Origin of the sequence: Acinetobacter boissieri (assembly GCF_900096955.1) — a bacterium.
Lineage (GTDB): Bacteria > Pseudomonadota > Gammaproteobacteria > Pseudomonadales > Moraxellaceae > Acinetobacter > Acinetobacter boissieri.
Genome location: NZ_FMYL01000004.1, coordinates 179,339 through 197,555 on the forward strand (window position 1 = coordinate 179,339; position 18,217 = coordinate 197,555).

Below are 18,217 nucleotides of genomic sequence, written 5' to 3' on the forward strand. Positions count from 1 at the left end.
AAACAAGGAATTTAGATGAGCGAAAATCAACCCACGCATTTAAAACGCCAACTGGGTGCAAGGCACCTCAACATGATTGCGATTGGTGGCTCTATTGGAACAGGGCTTTTCCTTGCATCTGGCTCAACCATTGCCAGTGCTGGGCCTGGTGGTGCTTTACTTGCTTACTCTCTGATTGGCATCATGATTTACTTTTTAATGACCAGTTTAGGTGAGCTTGCAACACACAATCCAACATCAGGCGCTTTTTTTACATATGGCAATAAATACGTAGACAAAGGGTTTGGCTTTGCGCTTGGTTGGAATTATTGGTACAACTGGGCCATTACTGTGGCATTTGAACTAGTCGCAGTACAGTTTATTATGAAATTTTGGTTTCCAGATATTGCAGGATTTTGGTGGAGCTTAATCTTCCTTGGTATTATTTTTTCGATTAATGCCATGACCGTCAAAAGCTTTGGTGAAAGCGAGTTTATTTTCTCACTGATCAAAGTCATTGCAATTATTGCTTTCATTGTTCTTGGACTCTTTATGATTGTGAAGATCATGCTAAGCGAACCAAGTGCTGTATTTGCAAATTGGCATTATAAAGATGCACCTTTTGTCGGTGGTCTTCAAGCCATGATTGGTGTTGCTATGATTGCTGGGTTCTCCTTTCAAGGTACAGAAATGGTGGGGGTTGCCGCTGGTGAATCGAAATCACCTGAAAAAACCATTCCTTTAGCCATTAAGCAAATTTTTTGGCGTATTCTACTATTTTATATTTTTTGTATTTTTATTATTGCTACATTAATTCATTACGATGACCCTTTACTGCTTCAAGCAGCCAACGATAATAATATTGCACTATCGCCATTTACACTACTTTATGAAAAAGCAGGGCTTGCTTTTGCTGCAGGCTTAATGAATGCAGTCATTTTAACTGCTGTACTCTCCGCAGGAAATTCAGGGCTATATTCATCTACCCGTATGCTATGGAACATGGCTAAATCTGATAGTGCACCGAAAATATTTGCACGACTAGATGCACGTGGCGTACCAATGAATGCGCTATATGCAACGACTCTCGTGGCTGCATTATGTTTACTCACCTATTTCATTAGTGAAAAAGAGGTCTACTTTTGGCTACTTAATATGTCTGGTATGTGTGGTTTTATTGTTTGGCTGGGTATTGCTGTATGTCATTATCGCTTTCGTAAAGGCTATATTACCCAAGGGTACAAACTTTCAGATTTATCGTATAAAGCCAAACTCTTTCCTTTAGGGCCATTATTTGCTTTTGCATTATGCTTAATCATTACACTTGGACAAAACTATCAAGCATTCATTGGGCATCAAATTGACTGGAAAGGTATTATTGCAACATATATCACCATTCCAGTCTTTTTAGCCATTTGGATCGGTTATAAAATCAAATATAAAACTCAAATGGTCTCTTATGAAGATATGGATGTTAAACCTATGATTAAAGATGCTGCAGACTAAAACTTGACCAAAAAATAATTTATTGTAAAATAGACGCGCAATAAATATAGATTAGGCTTAGATAAAGCACCTATCTACATTTCAAAGCCTAGCTCAAAAGCTAGGCTTTTTTATCTACAATAAGGAATATTAATTGTGAAACTCAAAGCACATTCCAAAATCAGAAACCATGTTGCACGCTCTCCTTTATTACAAAAAGGTGGGTTACATCAGACTGAAGAAGTGCAAACCCTTCATCGTAAGCATCGAAAACAAGCTAAACTCGCTATTAAACGTATGGACTGGGCATAACCTTAGGAGACAATACATGTGTACTCATTTACACAACATAAAAATGGTAAAAAGCCTGATAAATTATCAGGCTTTTTTTATATGAGGTACGGTTTTAACTATTCAGGAATACGTAGTACTTGGCCTGGATAAATTGAATTTACATCTTTAAGTAAAGGTTGGTTAGCCTCAAAAATACTATTGTATTTGTTCGAGTCACCATAAAACTGCTTAGAAATTTTTGAAAGTGTATCACCCGATTGTACAGTATAAAATTGGCTTGGGCTTTGTTCTTCAGCTGTTTCAGCAACTGTCATTTGATCGTCAACTTGTGCAACATGTGCAACATTACCTGCAGCTAAAACTACTTTTTCTTTATCTGCTTGACTTTGTGCTTCACCATGAATAATTGCAGTATCTGTATCGCTATTATAATTTACAGATAGGCCACCAATCGCTAAACCTAAGCCTTGAATATGTGACAATAATTGGTTGGCAACTTCTTGTGCGCTTGGTTCTGTTGGTGCTGGTGTAGATGTTGTTGTTGGTTCAGATTGCTCTGTTTTACCTTGTAACTTATCACCAATGCCTTTTACAAAATCAAAAATACCCATTTATATTTACTCCGTTATTGAAACGATATTGTTTTTACAACTGCTTTTACTATAACAAATTTTTTTGATTTTTCTTTTACATTACTCAACAATACGTAAAATTATGTAATTAAAAAGCCTCACAGAAGTGAGGCTTTTTTAAAACTATTGATTAAAAATCAGTAGTTAATTATTTTGGTTGAGCAAGAACTGTACGGCTACCAGTAATGGTTGCAAATACACGACGGTTCATTGCACGACCTTCTTTAGTTTTGTTGTCAGCGATCGGTTGATCCCATGCAAAACCTTGAGTCGTTAAGCGAGCAGCATCAATACCATATTGACCAACAAGTGCAGATTTAACAGAGTTTGCACGAGCTAGAGATAAACGTTCGTTTAACTTACGTGGACCAGTATTATCTGTGTGACCATCAATACGAGCCGTTGCATTTGGATATTGACCAAGAGCATCTGCAACTTTTGCAATTTCTGGACGGTATTGTGGTTTGATATCAGATTTATTTGTATCAAAGAACACACGTAGTTCCATGTTCAAGTCTTCAGTCAACTCTTGTGGTTGAGGAGGCTGAACAACAACTGGTGCAGGTGCAGGAGCTGGTGCAGGTTGTACTGGTTGTACTTCAACTACAGGCGCTGCAGGCTTCAAGTGACCACCGATCACAACGTTTAAGCCAGCAAGTGCTGTGTAGTTCCAGAAATCTGCATTGATGTTATACGTTGCACGAGCTTCTGTACGAAGTGTTAGCGCATCGTTTAACTGCCAAAGTACACCAGCACCTGTATTTACTAAACCACCTTCACGGTTTTGATAAGAAGTACGTGGTACACCATCAAAGTCATATTTGTAGTAACCACCACCTAAAAGTACGTATGGCTTAATTTTGCTATCGTAGTTTTTAGTGATCAAATCAGATTTGATTAAGAAGTTACCGTTAATTTGTCTTTGCTTGTATTGAGCGCCTTGTTGAGCACCTTTAACATCGCCTTTTACTTGTAAGTATTCAGCTTCAAAGTCAGCCCATGGTGTTAATTCAACACCAATTGCAGCACCAACTGCAAGGTCGTCTTTAAGTTCAGGACCACTTGTTAAATGTTGTTCAGTATCGTTAAGGTTTTTAGTACCGTTGTTATGCGTACTATCTTGGAAAGTGTAGCCAAGTAGTAATGGTGTTACGGTTACGCCTGCATTAGCCACTACAAATGGGGAAGCTGCAAGCACAGTAGCGAGAGCAATACGACTCAATTTCATGGATATCCTCCAGAGATATAACATTTGTTTTTTTAAGCTCAGCCTAAAATTTTTTGTTTAATACACTGAGATAGTTTCCTTACCCCAGTTAGTTTTATAACTAATGAACACATATAATACTAGAGCTTATGCAAAAATTAAACTTTTAATAACAATAATATAAAATGTTAACAAAAACCAATTTAAGACAATAAAATTAGTTAAATAACTGATTTTATTTAAAAAAAATCAAAACCCAAAAATGTAGTCTATTTATTCACAATGTAATAAATATTTTTTAGTTATTGATTTTGAATAATATTTATTTATCAAGGGGCTAAATAAATATTATTCATAAGCTCTGTAAAATCTTGTTACAAGCACGTATATCTTTAGTCTACAGCACTATCATCAGGTGGAACTTCTGTGATTTTACCACCTTTTGCAAAAAAAGCCGCTAATTCATCTTCCAATGTTTCTCGTTTTTTCTGCTTTGCTGTGACTGTTAAGCTTTCAGCTTCAGCAATATCAGCATCATTTTGTGGATTATCATTGGCATTTTTTGCGCCTTTTTCAGCGGCATCTGCTTCTGCATCATCAACAACATCATCATCTTGTGCATCATCATAATCATTCATATCAGCCATGATATTTTCCACCATTTTCAAACAATTCAGTTCAGTGCAAAGCACGTGACTTTAGATAAAAAAACAAAAATGAAATGTAGCAAGTAAGTTAAATATCTAAAAGGTTATTTTTACTCTTTTGCTTAATTTTCACACTAATAGACACTTATTAAAGTCGGTATCGACTTTTTGCAAGTACAGAAAGGCCACTGGCTTGCCGCATAAAACGATTTTTAAGTGGCGAAAAGCGATGTACTTGTTTTAAACCAAATGTTCTTGCCCAGATAACTGCAGTGAGATCACTACGTTGTAACCAATTCATAAAAGACATGCTATGCATGGTCATTTCATTTTCCATTTTACGGCGTCTTTCATATTTTTTTAAAGCAGTTTTACTGGCCCATTGCCCTGTATTTTTCCAATCTTGGATTAACACATCAACTAAAATAGCGGCATCTAGACAGCCAATATTCACCCCTTGACCTGCAAGTGGATGAATAACATGCGCTGCATCACCGACCAACGCAAGACCTGGCTTTACATAATGCTTTGCTGCACGGGCTTTCAATGAAAAGCTAGCACGCTTACTCACTTCAACTACGCCACCTTGTAGGTATAGACTTGATTGTGTTAATTGTTGCTTAAACGCTTGATCATCAAGTTGCATATATTGTTGGCACAACGTATCAGGTAGCGTCCATACAATGGACTGCCATGTGTTTTGTTCTTCATTCTGCGTTACTGCAAGTGGTAAATATGCCAGTGGCCCAGTTGGTAAAAAAATCTGTCGTGCAACGCTGTGGTGAACATGTTTTGTTTTAATGGCACAACCAATCGCCGCTTGCTTGTAGTCAAGTATTTTTACTTCTATATCTGCGTGTTTTCGTACCAATGAGTTTGCACCATCTGCTCCAATTAACAAACGTGTATATATTTTCTCATCATTATTCAATGTAATACACCAACCTTGCGCATCGGGTTCCACATATTTTACCGACACAGACGTTCTATAATTGGTTAAAACATCCAACATCCGTTGCTGTATGGCCAAGTTAATAATGCTAGGCTCAACCATTGAACCTAGCCAATCCTTTTGCGGTGGGCTCTCTAGACTTGGTTGACCAAAGGAAATTTCACCATGCCCATTTTTGTTCCATACATGCATGCCGGTATATGGTGCATGGCGACGTATGTTTTGCCAAACATTTACAGTTTCTAATAAGTGGAGGGTTGCTGTATTTAAAGCCAAAACACGTGTATCTACATGCTCAAGTACTTTCGCCGCATCTAATGTTGGAGCGATATCCAACACTAACGGCTGTACACCTTCTTTTTGTAATAAAAGTGCTGTTAAGCCACCCACTAAACCGCCACCGACAATCACGGTATCATGTCGAATGTGTGTCATACTTTTAACCCCATGGCATAATTCGCAACTAAAGGCTTCACGCCTGGTATACGATCAAAGGCTAATAATCCCACATTGCGTGCTAATTTAAGTACTGGGTGATTATTACTAAATCCTTTTACAACACTGTCGCAAAACTTAATCACACGCTGCTGATCTTTACGTCTCGCTTTTTCATAGGCTTGCAAAAGACTTGGCGTGCCAATATCTTCATGATTTTTTAAATGTGTCGTTAAATAGCGTACAAGCACATCTGCATCACGTAAACATAAGTTAAAACCTTGTCCTGCAACAGGGTGTAATGTATGTGCGGCATTACCCATAAGCACGACTCGTCCTATTGCTTGCTTGTCTGCAAGTACTTGGCTAAGTGGGTAGCAAAAACGAGGAGCGGTTTTCTCAAAGCGCCCAGCCCGGTCACCATAAGCATGTTGTAATGCTGCTAAAAAATGATCATCATTGACTTCACCCAACCACTGTTCTTGTTCACCTTTTTTAACTGGCCAAACCACCGAACGGCGGTAATCACCAGGTAAAGGAAGTAAAGCCAATGGACCTAGTGGGCTAAAACGCTCAAAACCAACCTGCTGATGTGGTTTACTGGTTTGAACAGTTGTAACTAAAGCCACTTGCTCATAATCATGATGGGATGCACTTACGCCAAGTAGCTGTCGGCATTTTGAGTCACGACCATCTGCAGCAATGACTAAAGGTGCCTCAAAAGGCATCGCTTGCTCAGCTCGTACTGCTGTAACACATACACTACTTTCATTTTGCGTTAAAGCAGTGACTTCAACACCATCAATGAGTTCAATATATTCAGACTGACGTACTTCTTTTAACAACACTCGCCCAAGCCATGCATTTTCAATGACCTGACCAAAGCTTTCTACTTGCTCTTCTTGAGCACGCAATGTGGCATGACCAAATGAACCTTGCTCTGTAATTTGTACTTCCAAAATAGGTGTGGCGTACTGCTGCAATACCGTCCATAGACCCAGTTGTTGATAAATACTAATACTACGGCGTGATAACGCACTATTTCTCGCATCAAAACGAGAATGATATTCAAGCAATTTTTGATCATGCTCTGTAGGGTATTTAATGGCCTCTAAAAGCTTCACATTAATTTTAGCTTTTGCGAGCATGAGCGATAAACTCAAACCAACCATTCCACCACCAACAATAATGACTTCTGGCATAGTGGCATTCCTCAAGTATTTTTATTTTTCATTAAAGATTCAATCGCATCTATATCTTTTACTACAGCAGCTGTAAGCACTTCTGGTCCATCTACTGTCACGAAAATATTATCTTCTATTCGAATACCAATGCCTCGCCACTTTTCAGCAACACTTGGCTCATCTTTCGCAATATACAAGCCCGGCTCAATGGTCAACACCATACCCGCTTCAAAATTACGGTACGCTCCATCAATTTTATATGCTCCAACGTCATGAACATCCAGCCCTAACCAATGGCTTGTACCGTGCATATAAAATTTTGTATAGGCTTGGCTTTGAATTAATTCATCAACATTACCTTTTAATAAACCCAGTTCAACCAACCCTCGAGTTAATATTTGGACTGTTGCATCATGTGGTGCAATAAACGAAGCACCAACTTGCACAGCATCTATTGCCGCATATTCAGCATCGAGTACCAACTGATAAAGAGCTCGCTGTTCAGCAGAAAATTGACCACTCACCGGGAAAGTTCGGCTAATGTCAGAAGCATAGTATTGATATTCACAACCAGCATCTATTAAGACTAAATCGTTAGTAGCAATGGGTTGTTTATTTTCAACATAATGTAAAACACATGCATTTTTACCCCCTGCTACAATTGTACCGTACGCAGGCTCACAACCATTTTTATTAAACTGATAATGCAACTCTGCCGCAAGCTCATATTCCATCACACCATTGTAAGCCGCTTGCATTGCATGCGTATGCGCTTTAGCTGTAATCGCCGCCGCCTTTTTCATACATTCAATTTCAAATTTAGATTTAAACAAACGCATTTCATCTAAAATAGGGTTGAGAGGCAGTGGCGTAACACTACTTTCACCACTCGCTTGCTGTAAAATATCTAAAACCCGTTGTTCAAATGCATCATCATGCCCTAAATAGAGGTAGATATTAGACTTACCCAATAAGCGTGCACCACATTGCTCATCAAAATTATCAATTAAATAAGATTGATCGGCGAAATATTTTTGTACTGCACCTTCTAAGCCTGCACGATAGCCATTCCAAATTTCCTCATCATGATTCCGTTCACGACAAAATAACGTGTAATCATATGGCTGATCTGGCTCGAAAGTTTCAATCAATAAAATGGCTTCAGGTTCATTAAAACCCGTTAAATAATGAAAATAACTATCAGCACGATATGGATACTCAACATCTGAGTTGCGATAACGCACTGCGCTGGTAGATACAAGTGCAATGCTATTAGGGCTGAGTTGTTGAGCTAACGTATTTCGACGTGCTTTAAACTCTTGTGCTGCAACTACTTTAGTAATCATCTGAGAATCCATATCGTTAAACAACCCATTGGTTTTTAGCTTGGTCTGTTCGGTGAAAAAACATTGACGATATTCGCATCGGTATCACTGTCTACTTCAGTAATACGTTCATGAATATTTTTAAGCAATGAGCTATCTAATACTGGTTGACGCTTTCGCCCCACAGCCAAGCTTGTAGGAATTAAACGTACAAATTCATACAACTCCTGATAACTTTCTTCGCCATCTTCATCATCATCTGAATCTTCAAACTCTACAGCAGCAACATCTTGTAAATGACCAATTAACTCACGCTCATCTGCACGAATATGCCCAGAGGCCAAACCAAAGCCTAAAACAACGCCAGCACACCAATCAGCCAATCCAAATACTCGGTCTTGTAGGGTGTTTTTATCGTCAGGTAACATGGGAATATAATCTAAGTCATCTTCAGAAAGTGCATGTGCGGTATCTTCAGCTTCTTCGGTCAACAACTGCAATGCATCATGATCTAATGTTGGTACATTCAACGTTGATAAAATCAGTGACCATTGTTCTTGTGTCGGTGCTTCAGTCACACAAACTATACCTGTAAGTAAACCATGTAATTCACTTGGGCTCGAAAGCTCCGCAATTTCAGAAAATTTCTGATTCCACTGCGACCAACCTGTAATATCGTCTTGCATTCGTCTATCCAATCTTTATACTGCTTATATATTACCTTTGTTTGCAACTCTGTGCGACTACCTATGTTAGAAGAATTACAGCGACTTCAAACGCATTTCACTCATTTAAAACATCGCTTAAGCGACTTAGAAGCTGAGAATGCCCAATTAAAGCAGGAAAAACAAGCGATAGAGCAAAGTAGTGCCCGTGAAATAGCCTCATGCAAAACAACGATTGCACAAAAAACTCAAGAAATTGACACTTTGAGCGTAAAATCATCAGATTTAGAATCAAAACATACAACGCTAAAGCAAGATGCCCAAACACTCATTGAACGTTATAACCGTCTTGAAAAAGGTTGCAATGACTTAAAAAACCGCTTTCAAGAAATTCTAGCTGAACGGAATGAACTACGTGTTGCAAAAGAAAAATTGCAACACGACTTAAATAGCGCACAGCAAAAAATAGATGTTTTAAATGAGGAGCAAAGTAAACTCACTCAAAAAAACGAACATGCTAAATTAAAAGTCGAAGAAATTATTGAGCGATTACGTATACTTGGCACAGCTGAAGACAAAAATACTCAAGCCCTCGAACAGATTACTTTGTCAAATACGTTAGAAGAGGATAAATCATGAGTGATGATACTATTGTTGTTGAATTACGTGTTATCGATCAGCTTTTTAGACTTTCGACCAAAAAAGAAAAACAATCTGAGCTTGAAAGCGTTGTAAATATGCTTAACCAAAAGTTTCAAGATGCTAGATATGCCTCACCTCGCACTGAACACAACAAATTGGTTATTTCAGTTGCTTTAGCACTGATGCAAGAAATTGTCACATTAAATAAGTCATTACAGCACTATGAACAATGCCATAATGTACTACGCACAATGCTAGAAGATGTAGAGTCTTCTTAAAAAAAAGCATTGTGATGATATGTTTCTCTCGTGTTTAAATTATCAGCAAATGTTGCACACATTAACACAATACAACGTTAATCTATATTCAGCGATGACCATTTTGTTTATAATAGGCACTTCTGAGGTGTTCGCCAGCGAGTCTGATTCCCCTGAGCCGATATCAACACTTTAGGATGCGTTCTGCATATTTAGAGTGTATGCCCACCTTGTAGTGGGAAACCCAGCAAGTATGCGTCGTGTCCACCTTGAACTTTAGGGTTCAAGGGTAAAGACATGCAGCGGCATCTCGGAGCCTTATTTTTTAATATAAAAACAATCATTTAAAATAACAATATCTACCCATCATCATGCCCTATAGCATACTAACCCTTCCTTTCTAAAAAATAAGTTTATTATTTTGATTCCTATAATATAGTTTTTTTAAATAAATCTTTTTCGGGAAAATACGCACATGAAATTCAATATGAGCTTTGATGTTGCGATTATTATTTCAATAGTTACAGTCTTTTTATTTGCTAACGGCCAAGCCTACTTAAGCGCATATCTAAATGTATTTGGCATAGATATTATAAGCTTAAATTTATCAGTACAAGATAACGTATATTATGGCTACTTAAGAGGCTTTCACTATCTGCTTTATTCTCTTTATGTTCTAGTAGCTTATATAATTCTAGTATATGGCATTAAATATACCAATGTTTTACTAAGCTAAATAACTATTTTCTAAAAAAATTAGGCAAATATAAAAAACTACACTAAGTATTCATAATTCGAAGTTTTATGATGATTTAGAAAAGGATTATAACAACAATAGCTCTTTGATTATTCTAATTATCGTTATGTTATTCACTACATTATTATTCTTGGTAAACACTGAGAAAAAAGCAAAAGATAGCGCAGAAAAAGATATAAAAACTTTTGATCTTCGAAGAATAGAACTCAAAAACAAGGTAAGCTCTTCTGATCTATTTTTAATAAAGTGTGGCTCTAACGTATGTACACTCATGGATAAAAACAGAAAGACTTATCTAGAAGATACAAAAAATATCGTATTTTCTGTTCAACAAATAAATACTAAAAAATAATATTTAGTATGAGCAATCTGAGTTGCTCATACACACAAAAAAGAAGCATGTTTAAAGCTTTTAATAGAGACTAAGTCACTTATAACTACATTAAAGATTTCCACATCGCAAGCGCCTGAGATGTTTGTTCAACATCATGTACTCGCACAATACTTGCACCCTGTTGTACAGATAGTAAATGCCCGACCACACTACCAACCACACGTTGTGTTACATCTTTACATGCAGTGATTTCACCCACAAAACGCTTACGCGATAAACCAGATAATATTGGATAACCTAGCTCATTCAATCGCCAAAGCTCATTTAGCAAAGCAATATTATGCTGTGTATTTTTAGCAAAACCAAAACCTGGATCAATAATAATATGCTCTGGGCGTATACCCGCGTTTTGTGCAAGTATTATTTTTTCTTTTAATTCAACCAATACTTCAGCAACAACATCATCATAACAAGCCAATTGATTCATAGTTGTTGGCTCACCGCGCATATGCATTAAAACCACAGGAATGTTCAACTTTACTGCCATTTCGAGTGCACCCGGTCGTGTTAAAGCACGTACATCATTCCAGATATGTGCACCCGCACCAATCGCAGCTTCAATGACTTCAGGTGTACTGGTATCTATAGACAATATGACATCTAATTTTGACAATGCATGAACAATAGGAAGAACACGTTTTATTTCATCTTGCACCTCTACAACTGAAGCACCAGGACGTGTTGATTCTCCACCAATATCAATAATTGATGCGCCTTGCATAATCATCTGCTGCGCTTTTTTTATTGCACGATCTACCTGAGTATACTCTCCTCCATCACTAAACGAATCAGGGGTCACATTTAAAATACCCATCACCTGTGGTTTTGATAAATCAAGTATTTTGCCATTACAATTTAATTGTATATTTGGCAGCTCAATAAGTTGCATAGCTTTCCTAAAATAACTTCATTTAAACGCAATAAAAAAGAGTCACACTAGGTGACTCTTTTTTTTAGTGTGCCGTAGGTAACGGCGGTGGTGTAGATGAGTTGTTTTGCACAACATCTACTATAGGATTCTCTGCTACATAGACTTTTGGCGGTCTTGGTTCATGACCTGCCATAATATCTAAGACTTGATCACGATCAACAGTTTCCCATTCCATAAGGGCCTTAACCATCACATGTGCTTTGTCTTTATTTTGTTCCAGAATATCCCACGCAACTTTATATTGCTCATCTAAAATACGGCGTACCTCAGCATCCACTTGTTGTTGTGTTGCTTCAGATATCGTTCGACTTGCAACGCTACCTAAGAAAGACTGCTGACTGTCATCTTCATACACCATGACACCCATTTTCTCAGACATACCATATTTTGTGACCATTGAGCGCGCCATTTTAGTTGCACGTTCAAAGTCATTTGATGCACCAGTTGACTGCTGATTAATAAAAATTTCTTCAGCAATACGGCCACCAAACAAAATTGCGAGTTCATTGAGCATTTTGTGCTTGTAATGACTAACATTATCTTGTTCTGGCAACTGCCAAGTCACGCCAAGTGCCCAACCACGTGGCATAATTGTGACTTTATGCACAGGATCTGTACCCGGTAAAACTTCTGCAACAATCGCATGGCCTGCTTCGTGGTAAGCCGTTGCTCTACGCTCTTCTTCACGTAAAACCATTGATTTACGCTCAGGGCCCATATAAATCTTGTCTTTTGCATCTTCAAAATCATGCATATCAACAGTATTTTTATTACGGCGAGCAGCAAACAATGCAGCTTCATTGACCAAGTTAGCAAGTTCAGCACCAGAAAAACCAGGCGTACCACGTGCTAATACTTTTAAATCAACACCCGTTACAGATGGTAATTTTTTCAAGTGAACTGCTAAAATTTGTTCACGGCCATTAATGTCTGGCAAGCCAACCATCACCTGACGGTCAAAACGGCCTGGACGAAGTAATGCTTTATCAAGTACATCTGCACGGTTAGTTGCAGCAATAACAATAATACCTTCATTACCTTCGAAGCCATCCATTTCAACCAACATTTGGTTTAATGTCTGCTCACGCTCGTCATGACCACCACCTGTACCTGAACCACGATGACGGCCGACTGCATCAATTTCATCAATAAAAATGATACATGGCGCATGGCGTTTTGCTTGTTCGAACATATCACGTACACGTGATGCCCCCACACCAACAAACATTTCAACAAAGTCAGAACCAGAAATACTAAAAAATGGTACTTTCGCTTCACCTGCAATCGCTTTTGCAAGTAAGGTTTTACCTGTTCCTGGTGGCCCAACCATGAGGACACCTCTAGGTATAGAAGCACCAAGACGTTTAAACTTCGTTGGATCTTTCAAGAAATCTACGATTTCAACAACTTCTTGCTTTGCTTCATCACAACCAGCAACATCTTGAAAGTTAATTTTAATCTGATCTTCTGCGAGCATTTTTGCTTTAGATTTACCAAAGCTCATTGGGCCGTTTTTACCACCTGTACCACCGCCCATATTGCGCATAAAGAACATAAACAACAAAATAATGAGCAACACAGGAAAGCTCGCAACGAGCAACTGCATGAGCACACCTTGACGTTGAGGTGCTGTACCTTCAACTACAACATTATTTTTTATTAGACCCGGCATGAGTTCAGGGTCTTGTACCGCAGGGCGGATTGTTTCAAAACCTGAACCATTCTTTTTTTCGCCAGTGATTTTTTCGCCATCAATTGTGACTTGCTTAATTTGGCCTGCATTAACCGCAGAAACAAACTCAGAGTAGTTCATTTGCGATGGTTTATTGTGATCACTGATGTTGCTGAATATTAAAATCAGCACTCCGAGTATCACCAGCCATAACACGGCGTTTTTAAAGAGATCGCTCAAAGCTTCATTCCCATATCATCAATCTAGTTTGATTTTAAGCCAACATAGCTTAAAACCTTTCACGAAAGTAAGTGATTGCACGTTACACCCTAAATTGCAACCATGCACAATTTTTGCAAGCTTGGCAAGTCACCATTTAGTTAACCATTTTTTCTACGTTGTCCAATCAAAAAAACTTCTTTTGATCTTGCTCGAGATGCTTCTGGTTTAATGGTCTTTAACACCTGAAAGCTATCTACGACCTGCTTACGAAACTCATCAAAACCAGAACCTTGGAACACTTTAGCAACAAACTGTCCATTTGGTCCGAGTACTTTTTGTGCAAAATCTAGGGCAAGTTCACACAAATAAATTTGACGAGGTTGATCTACCGCCCTATTACCTGATGTATTGGGGGCCATATCTGAAATTACAACGTCTACTTGCCGACCATTTAAAATATTTAACAATTTTTCAAAGACTTCTTCCTCACGAAAGTCGCCTTGTAAAAACGTAACGTCTGGCAAAGCATCCATGTTTAAAATATCAGATGCGATGACTAAACCTTTCGAACCTACAAGCTTACCTGCAATTTGCGACCAACTTCCTGGCGCTGCACCCAAATCGACAACGGTCATACCGGGCTTAATCAGTTTGTACTTTTCTTGGATTTCTAGCAACTTATATGCTGCTCGAGCACGATAGCCTTCTTTTTGTGCTTTTTTCACAAAATGATCATCTAAATGCTCTCTCATCCACGCACGACTGCTTTTTGACAGCTTTTGGTTGGTAATGCGTGTTGCCATAATCATCTAAATTCAAAAAATAATACGTTTATTGTACGCAAAAAACTGCATATTTGCAGTAAAGAACTGTCAAGTGAGCATAAGTTTTTTGAATCACGTCCATCGTTTATATACACAATTTGTGATATTTAACATAATTCAAGCTGTTTATCATTTAAAAAATAGAAATACTCAGCTCAAAAATATACTGCTATATTTTCAAAACTTTAAATGCATTACATGACCAACTCGAAGCAATCTAGCACACTTCAAACCACAAAATAAATGCCATACAACATAAATGTACTATAAATAAGCCTACTTTCTTTAATTACAAAAGCAAGCAAATTTGATATACTGCAAGGCTTATTTACAATAGGTTAAACCATGGCTTCTTTATCTATCCAAGAGATCAAACGTCTACGTCAAATTGGACACACACTTAACCCAGTTGTTATGATTGGTGGTCAAGGATTAACAGAAAATGTAACTGAAGAAACTTTACGTGCACTGAATGACCATGAACTCATCAAAGTTAAAGTGATGGGTGAAGATCGTGAAGTTCGTGGTCAAACCATTGATGCTTTAGCGCAACAAACACAATCTCATGTGATACAGAAAATTGGGAAAGTTGTTTTGTTATACAAAAAAGCAGCTCAGCAAAACCCAAAACTCTCTAATCTTGTTCGTTACGCACATTTGTCTAATTAATTATTATGGCAAGCTACGAACTCATTCCATTTCAACGCTTTGATGAAGTCAACATTATTGCAGCGATTGAACAGCAAGCATCTTTGCTGAATGTCGGCTTTTGGGTTACAGACCCAAATGGTGTAATTGAATGGCCCGCCGTGCGACAGCTAGGCGGTACAGCAGATTTTTTGTGGCAACACACTTGCTTTGAACTATTTATTGGTATACGTGATTACGACGAGTATCTTGAAATTAACTTATCACCATCTCAGCTTTGGCAATGTTATGGTTTTGAAGAGTATCGATACCCTGAAATTATGCCGCCACGAAAAAGTAATGGTGCCGAAATCGTTGAGTTAAAACGAACTCACTATGGCTTAAGTGCAACACTCGATGTCTCACAGTTTCTAGCTACGCATAGGGTCAGCATACATCAGATATTTATTGGAATATGTGCCGTATTAAAGACAACAAAAGGTGAGAAATTTTACGCCTTACAGCACAGCACCCCACATGCAGACTTCCATAATAAAAGAGATTGGTTACACCAAATCTAACAATCCCAACAACATGTCATGAGACGAAGACCATATCATTTGGTCTATCTCATGCTTACCCTTGATCGCTCCACCATTTCCAAGGATTATCGCCACTGCTTAAAGATTTTTTTCGTATTTAAAATGCTAAAGATATGACGAAATACCCTAAAGCTTTGAGTAGAGATAAAATAACTGATAACAACTAAAATCTTTACCAGAAAATTAGCATTATATATCAATATCTTACATTAAAACACCACACAAAAAACCGTTTTAATCAAACTCAATAAACCATGCCATATAATCAAACTCGGCATAAGCAATGTTTTTATTATTATTTGGGAAAAAAATATTCTCTTTATAGTCTCATATAAAGCCATAACAATTACAGTTTATAAACCTTATGAAAAAAATACCCCAAATAACTCACGACAGCTTACCTATTTTAGACCTTAGAGCATTCTATAATTTAGAAACAAGGGCATCTTTTCTAAATGAATTGCAATATATAGCGCGCCATGTTGGTTTTTTCTACTTGATAGGCCATGGACTAGATACGCAAAGAATCCAAGAAATTCTATCTTATACACATCAATTTTTTGCACTAGAGCAACAGGAAAAAGATCATCTAGCTATCACAAACTCCCCTCACTTCCGAGGCTATACAAAAGTAAATGGGGAACTCACGCAAAATAAACCCGATATTCGAGAACAAATAGATATTGGAGCTGAACAAAAAGAAATTCCTTTCACTGCAAATACACCAATGTGGACACGCTTACAAGGACCGAACCAATGGCCACATCAATGGCCCGACTTTAGACAGGTCGTTGAAACGTGGTTGTCAGACAATCAAAGAATTTCTATCGATTTATTACATGCTTTTTTGTTGGCACTTGGCGTAGATGAGAAGAGTTTAGATCCTTTTGTATTAAAAAACCCTAATGAATCTCTCAAACTCATCCACTATCCAAAAGTTTCTAGTCAAGCAGAACCTCAAGGTGTAGGGGCACATAAAGATACAAATATTTTAACTTTACTATTACAAGACGATACTGGAGGACTACAAGTACAACTCGATGATCATTGGGTGGATATTCCGTATGTTGAAAATGCATTTATTATTAACATTGGTGAAACACTCGAGTTAGCAACAAATGGATACTTGATTGCCAATAAACATCGTGTCATCTCACCTCAAAATAAAGATCGTTATTCAGTGGCCTATTTTATTTCACCCAATATTTTTGCAGGGAATATTCCCATTCTTGACTTACCACAGCATTTGAAAAATTTAGCAAAAGGCCCTACCAGCGACCCAAAAAACCCTCTTCTTATAGATGTGGCAGAAAACAATATGAAAAGTCGTTTGCGCTCACACCTAGATGTCACAAAAAAGTTTTATCCAAATCTATATACAACATTAAATCATGCTCAGGGTGGTATATATGAAAAACAATAAATGGATATTTTTAGCAATTCTGTCAGCTTTATTTATTATCAGTTGCTCAGAGTATTTAAAAGATTTACCTACACCAAATCAAAACACACAAACTATTAACCTCGGATCTAATGGCTCAGATGCCCAGATTTGGAAATATATTGCACAATCTGAACAAACAAAAGCGGCAGGATTAAAAATTAATGTGAAAGAAATTAATGATGGTGTGGCATTAAATAGAGCAACTATAGACAAAGAGATTGATGTCAATGCTTTTCAATCTTGGGGTTATTTCAATACATTTAACCAAGTAAATCACAACCAACTTGCTGCAATTTCAACAACCTATTTAGAACCTATGGGGTTATATTCAAAAAAATATCATCTGCTCAGTCAACTACCCAATTCAGCAACAGTTGCAATTCCTCATGATGCTGCAAACACTGCTCGTGCATTAAGGCTTTTAGAACAAGCTAAGCTGATTAAACTCTCTAATTCTTTTAATGCCGTTTCGGGGAATACACATAACATTGTAGAAAACCCCAAGCATCTCGTCTTTAAACTGATTGATGGCTCAACGATTCCAAGAGCATTAAGTGATGTAGATTTAGCTGCAATCGGTAATACAGTTGCTCTAGACAGTGGGCTCAATGTTTTAACAGATGCACTTGATCATGAACGTATTGATCAAACTACCACACAAAACATTAACATCCTTGTTACGCGTCAAGAACGTGTCAACGATAAAGCACTGAAAAAACTCGCTGACTTATATCACCAACCTTTTGTGGTTCAGTATATCAACAAAAATTTTGCTGGTACTAAAGTTGACGTAAATCGTCCTATAAATACGCTCACTGATTAGAAAACCAATCGACAGCCCAACATATATACTAAGTTTAGCTAACCTCTGTGACATTTAAAATTCAAATCATCTGCGCACAGAGGTATGTTTTAGCGGGGGTCATATTATGCAGAAAGAACATAGACTTTTTTTAGCAATATGCGTACAATGCTTTTTTAAGTTACAAACGTGCCAAACCTTTAAACAAGGTCATTGATCTTCGGTTTAATCGTTTCTT

Annotated in this window: 18 protein-coding genes and 1 other RNA gene; 9 read left to right on the forward strand and 10 right to left on the reverse strand. The window is 37.6% G+C overall.

Annotated features, from left to right (window positions below):
• The first annotated feature begins 15 nt into the window (after positions 1–15).
• Both BLS38_RS05735 and BLS38_RS12980 read left to right on the forward strand, forming a co-directional pair.
• Entirely contained in the window at positions 16–1,485 is a 1,470-nt protein-coding gene (locus BLS38_RS05735; RefSeq protein ID WP_092747567.1) for an amino acid permease, read from the forward strand.
• A 135-nt stretch (positions 1,486–1,620) separates the two neighbouring features.
• Positions 1,621–1,776, forward strand: a complete 156-nt coding sequence (locus tag BLS38_RS12980; RefSeq protein WP_171258542.1) for a hypothetical protein — start codon at positions 1,621–1,623, stop codon at positions 1,774–1,776.
• A 98-nt stretch (positions 1,777–1,874) separates the two neighbouring features.
• Here the strand turns inward: BLS38_RS12980 and lysM are convergent, their stop codons facing one another.
• The 7 genes from lysM to BLS38_RS05770 form a co-directional block, all read right to left on the reverse strand.
• Positions 1,875–2,369 carry a peptidoglycan-binding protein LysM gene (gene lysM / locus BLS38_RS05740; protein ID WP_092747569.1) on the reverse strand — a complete coding sequence of 165 codons (495 nt, stop codon included), beginning with the start codon at positions 2,367–2,369 and terminating at the stop codon, positions 1,875–1,877.
• A 169-nt stretch (positions 2,370–2,538) separates the two neighbouring features.
• The gene (gene omp38, locus BLS38_RS05745) at positions 2,539–3,618 is read right to left on the reverse strand and encodes an outer membrane protein Omp38 (protein ID WP_092747571.1); all 1,080 of its coding nucleotides are present in this window, start codon (positions 3,616–3,618) and stop codon (positions 2,539–2,541) included.
• A 371-nt stretch (positions 3,619–3,989) separates the two neighbouring features.
• Complete coding sequence (locus BLS38_RS05750; RefSeq protein ID WP_092747573.1) at positions 3,990–4,244, reverse strand: hypothetical protein; 255 nt, start codon at positions 4,242–4,244, stop codon at positions 3,990–3,992.
• A gap of 148 nt (positions 4,245–4,392) precedes the next feature.
• Positions 4,393–5,631 (reverse strand): FAD-dependent monooxygenase, encoded by a 1,239-nt coding sequence (locus tag BLS38_RS05755; protein ID WP_092747575.1) that lies wholly within the window; start codon positions 5,629–5,631, stop codon positions 4,393–4,395.
• Complete coding sequence (ubiH, locus tag BLS38_RS05760) at positions 5,628–6,833, reverse strand: 2-octaprenyl-6-methoxyphenyl hydroxylase (protein WP_092747577.1); 1,206 nt, start codon at positions 6,831–6,833, stop codon at positions 5,628–5,630. Before ubiH ends, BLS38_RS05755 begins: the two co-directional genes overlap by 4 nt.
• Before the next feature lie 11 nt (positions 6,834–6,844).
• Complete coding sequence (locus tag BLS38_RS05765; protein WP_092747579.1) at positions 6,845–8,161, reverse strand: aminopeptidase P N-terminal domain-containing protein; 1,317 nt, start codon at positions 8,159–8,161, stop codon at positions 6,845–6,847.
• Positions 8,162–8,196: 35 nt separating this feature from the next.
• On the reverse strand, positions 8,197–8,826 hold the full coding sequence (locus tag BLS38_RS05770; protein ID WP_092747581.1) for a UPF0149 family protein: 630 nt from the start codon (positions 8,824–8,826) through the stop codon (positions 8,197–8,199).
• Between the two features lie 63 nt (positions 8,827–8,889).
• Here BLS38_RS05770 and BLS38_RS05775 point away from each other — a divergent pair, with 63 nt between their 5' ends.
• The 3 genes from BLS38_RS05775 (at position 8,890) to ssrS (ending at position 10,025) form a co-directional block, all read left to right on the forward strand.
• A complete protein-coding gene (locus BLS38_RS05775) occupies positions 8,890–9,444 on the forward strand; it encodes a hypothetical protein (protein ID WP_092747583.1) in 555 nt (184 codons plus the stop codon).
• Entirely contained in the window at positions 9,441–9,725 is a 285-nt protein-coding gene (zapA, locus tag BLS38_RS05780; protein ID WP_092747586.1) for a cell division protein ZapA, read from the forward strand. The genes BLS38_RS05775 and zapA overlap by 4 nt, the downstream gene beginning before the upstream one ends.
• Before the next feature lie 116 nt (positions 9,726–9,841).
• A non-coding RNA gene (gene ssrS, locus BLS38_RS05785) (6S RNA) lies at positions 9,842–10,025 on the forward strand.
• A gap of 873 nt (positions 10,026–10,898) precedes the next feature.
• Here ssrS and folP read toward each other — a convergent pair.
• The 3 genes from folP to rlmE all read right to left on the reverse strand — a co-directional run bounded on the left by folP (position 10,899) and on the right by rlmE (position 14,483).
• Entirely contained in the window at positions 10,899–11,744 is an 846-nt protein-coding gene (gene folP / locus BLS38_RS05795; protein WP_092747590.1) for a dihydropteroate synthase, read from the reverse strand.
• A 64-nt stretch (positions 11,745–11,808) separates the two neighbouring features.
• Positions 11,809–13,698 (reverse strand): ATP-dependent zinc metalloprotease FtsH, encoded by a 1,890-nt coding sequence (gene ftsH / locus BLS38_RS05800; protein ID WP_092747592.1) that lies wholly within the window; start codon positions 13,696–13,698, stop codon positions 11,809–11,811.
• A gap of 140 nt (positions 13,699–13,838) precedes the next feature.
• Entirely contained in the window at positions 13,839–14,483 is a 645-nt protein-coding gene (gene rlmE / locus BLS38_RS05805) for a 23S rRNA (uridine(2552)-2'-O)-methyltransferase RlmE (RefSeq protein ID WP_092747693.1), read from the reverse strand.
• Between the two features lie 366 nt (positions 14,484–14,849).
• Between rlmE and BLS38_RS05810 the strand changes: the two genes are divergently transcribed.
• The 4 genes from BLS38_RS05810 to BLS38_RS05825 all read left to right on the forward strand — a co-directional run bounded on the left by BLS38_RS05810 (position 14,850) and on the right by BLS38_RS05825 (position 18,000).
• The gene (locus BLS38_RS05810) at positions 14,850–15,173 is read left to right on the forward strand and encodes a YhbY family RNA-binding protein (protein ID WP_092747594.1); all 324 of its coding nucleotides are present in this window, start codon (positions 14,850–14,852) and stop codon (positions 15,171–15,173) included.
• 5 nt (positions 15,174–15,178) lie between these two features.
• On the forward strand, positions 15,179–15,712 hold the full coding sequence (locus BLS38_RS05815; RefSeq protein ID WP_092747596.1) for a DOMON domain-containing protein: 534 nt from the start codon (positions 15,179–15,181) through the stop codon (positions 15,710–15,712).
• Between the two features lie 385 nt (positions 15,713–16,097).
• Positions 16,098–17,156: an isopenicillin N synthase family dioxygenase gene (locus tag BLS38_RS05820; RefSeq protein WP_213030501.1), complete on the forward strand. Its 1,059-nt coding sequence runs from the start codon at positions 16,098–16,100 to the stop codon at positions 17,154–17,156.
• On the forward strand, positions 17,143–18,000 hold the full coding sequence (locus BLS38_RS05825) for a MetQ/NlpA family ABC transporter substrate-binding protein (RefSeq protein WP_092747599.1): 858 nt from the start codon (positions 17,143–17,145) through the stop codon (positions 17,998–18,000). Before BLS38_RS05820 ends, BLS38_RS05825 begins: the two co-directional genes overlap by 14 nt.
• Positions 18,001–18,217: the final 217 nt, after the last annotated feature.

What these genes read in the sequence shown, in the direction of transcription:
- BLS38_RS05735 (WP_092747567.1), top strand. Translation starts at nt 16, where the DNA reads ATGAGCGAAAATCAACCCACGCATTTAAAACGCCAACTGGGTGCAAGG.
- BLS38_RS05775 (WP_092747583.1), top strand. Translation starts at nt 8,890, where the DNA reads ATGTTAGAAGAATTACAGCGACTTCAAACGCATTTCACTCATTTAAAA.
- zapA (WP_092747586.1), top strand. Translation starts at nt 9,441, where the DNA reads ATGAGTGATGATACTATTGTTGTTGAATTACGTGTTATCGATCAGCTT.
- rlmE (WP_092747693.1), bottom strand. Translation starts at nt 14,483, where the DNA reads ATGGCAACACGCATTACCAACCAAAAGCTGTCAAAAAGCAGTCGTGCG.
- ubiH (WP_092747577.1), bottom strand. Translation starts at nt 6,833, where the DNA reads ATGCCAGAAGTCATTATTGTTGGTGGTGGAATGGTTGGTTTGAGTTTA.
- folP (WP_092747590.1), bottom strand. Translation starts at nt 11,744, where the DNA reads ATGCAACTTATTGAGCTGCCAAATATACAATTAAATTGTAATGGCAAA.
- BLS38_RS05810 (WP_092747594.1), top strand. Translation starts at nt 14,850, where the DNA reads ATGGCTTCTTTATCTATCCAAGAGATCAAACGTCTACGTCAAATTGGA.
- BLS38_RS05755 (WP_092747575.1), bottom strand. Translation starts at nt 5,631, where the DNA reads ATGACACACATTCGACATGATACCGTGATTGTCGGTGGCGGTTTAGTG.
- BLS38_RS05820 (WP_213030501.1), top strand. Translation starts at nt 16,098, where the DNA reads ATGAAAAAAATACCCCAAATAACTCACGACAGCTTACCTATTTTAGAC.
- omp38 (WP_092747571.1), bottom strand. Translation starts at nt 3,618, where the DNA reads ATGAAATTGAGTCGTATTGCTCTCGCTACTGTGCTTGCAGCTTCCCCA.
- BLS38_RS05750 (WP_092747573.1), bottom strand. Translation starts at nt 4,244, where the DNA reads ATGGCTGATATGAATGATTATGATGATGCACAAGATGATGATGTTGTT.
- lysM (WP_092747569.1), bottom strand. Translation starts at nt 2,369, where the DNA reads ATGGGTATTTTTGATTTTGTAAAAGGCATTGGTGATAAGTTACAAGGT.
- BLS38_RS05765 (WP_092747579.1), bottom strand. Translation starts at nt 8,161, where the DNA reads ATGATTACTAAAGTAGTTGCAGCACAAGAGTTTAAAGCACGTCGAAAT.
- BLS38_RS05815 (WP_092747596.1), top strand. Translation starts at nt 15,179, where the DNA reads ATGGCAAGCTACGAACTCATTCCATTTCAACGCTTTGATGAAGTCAAC.
- BLS38_RS05770 (WP_092747581.1), bottom strand. Translation starts at nt 8,826, where the DNA reads ATGCAAGACGATATTACAGGTTGGTCGCAGTGGAATCAGAAATTTTCT.
- BLS38_RS05825 (WP_092747599.1), top strand. Translation starts at nt 17,143, where the DNA reads ATGAAAAACAATAAATGGATATTTTTAGCAATTCTGTCAGCTTTATTT.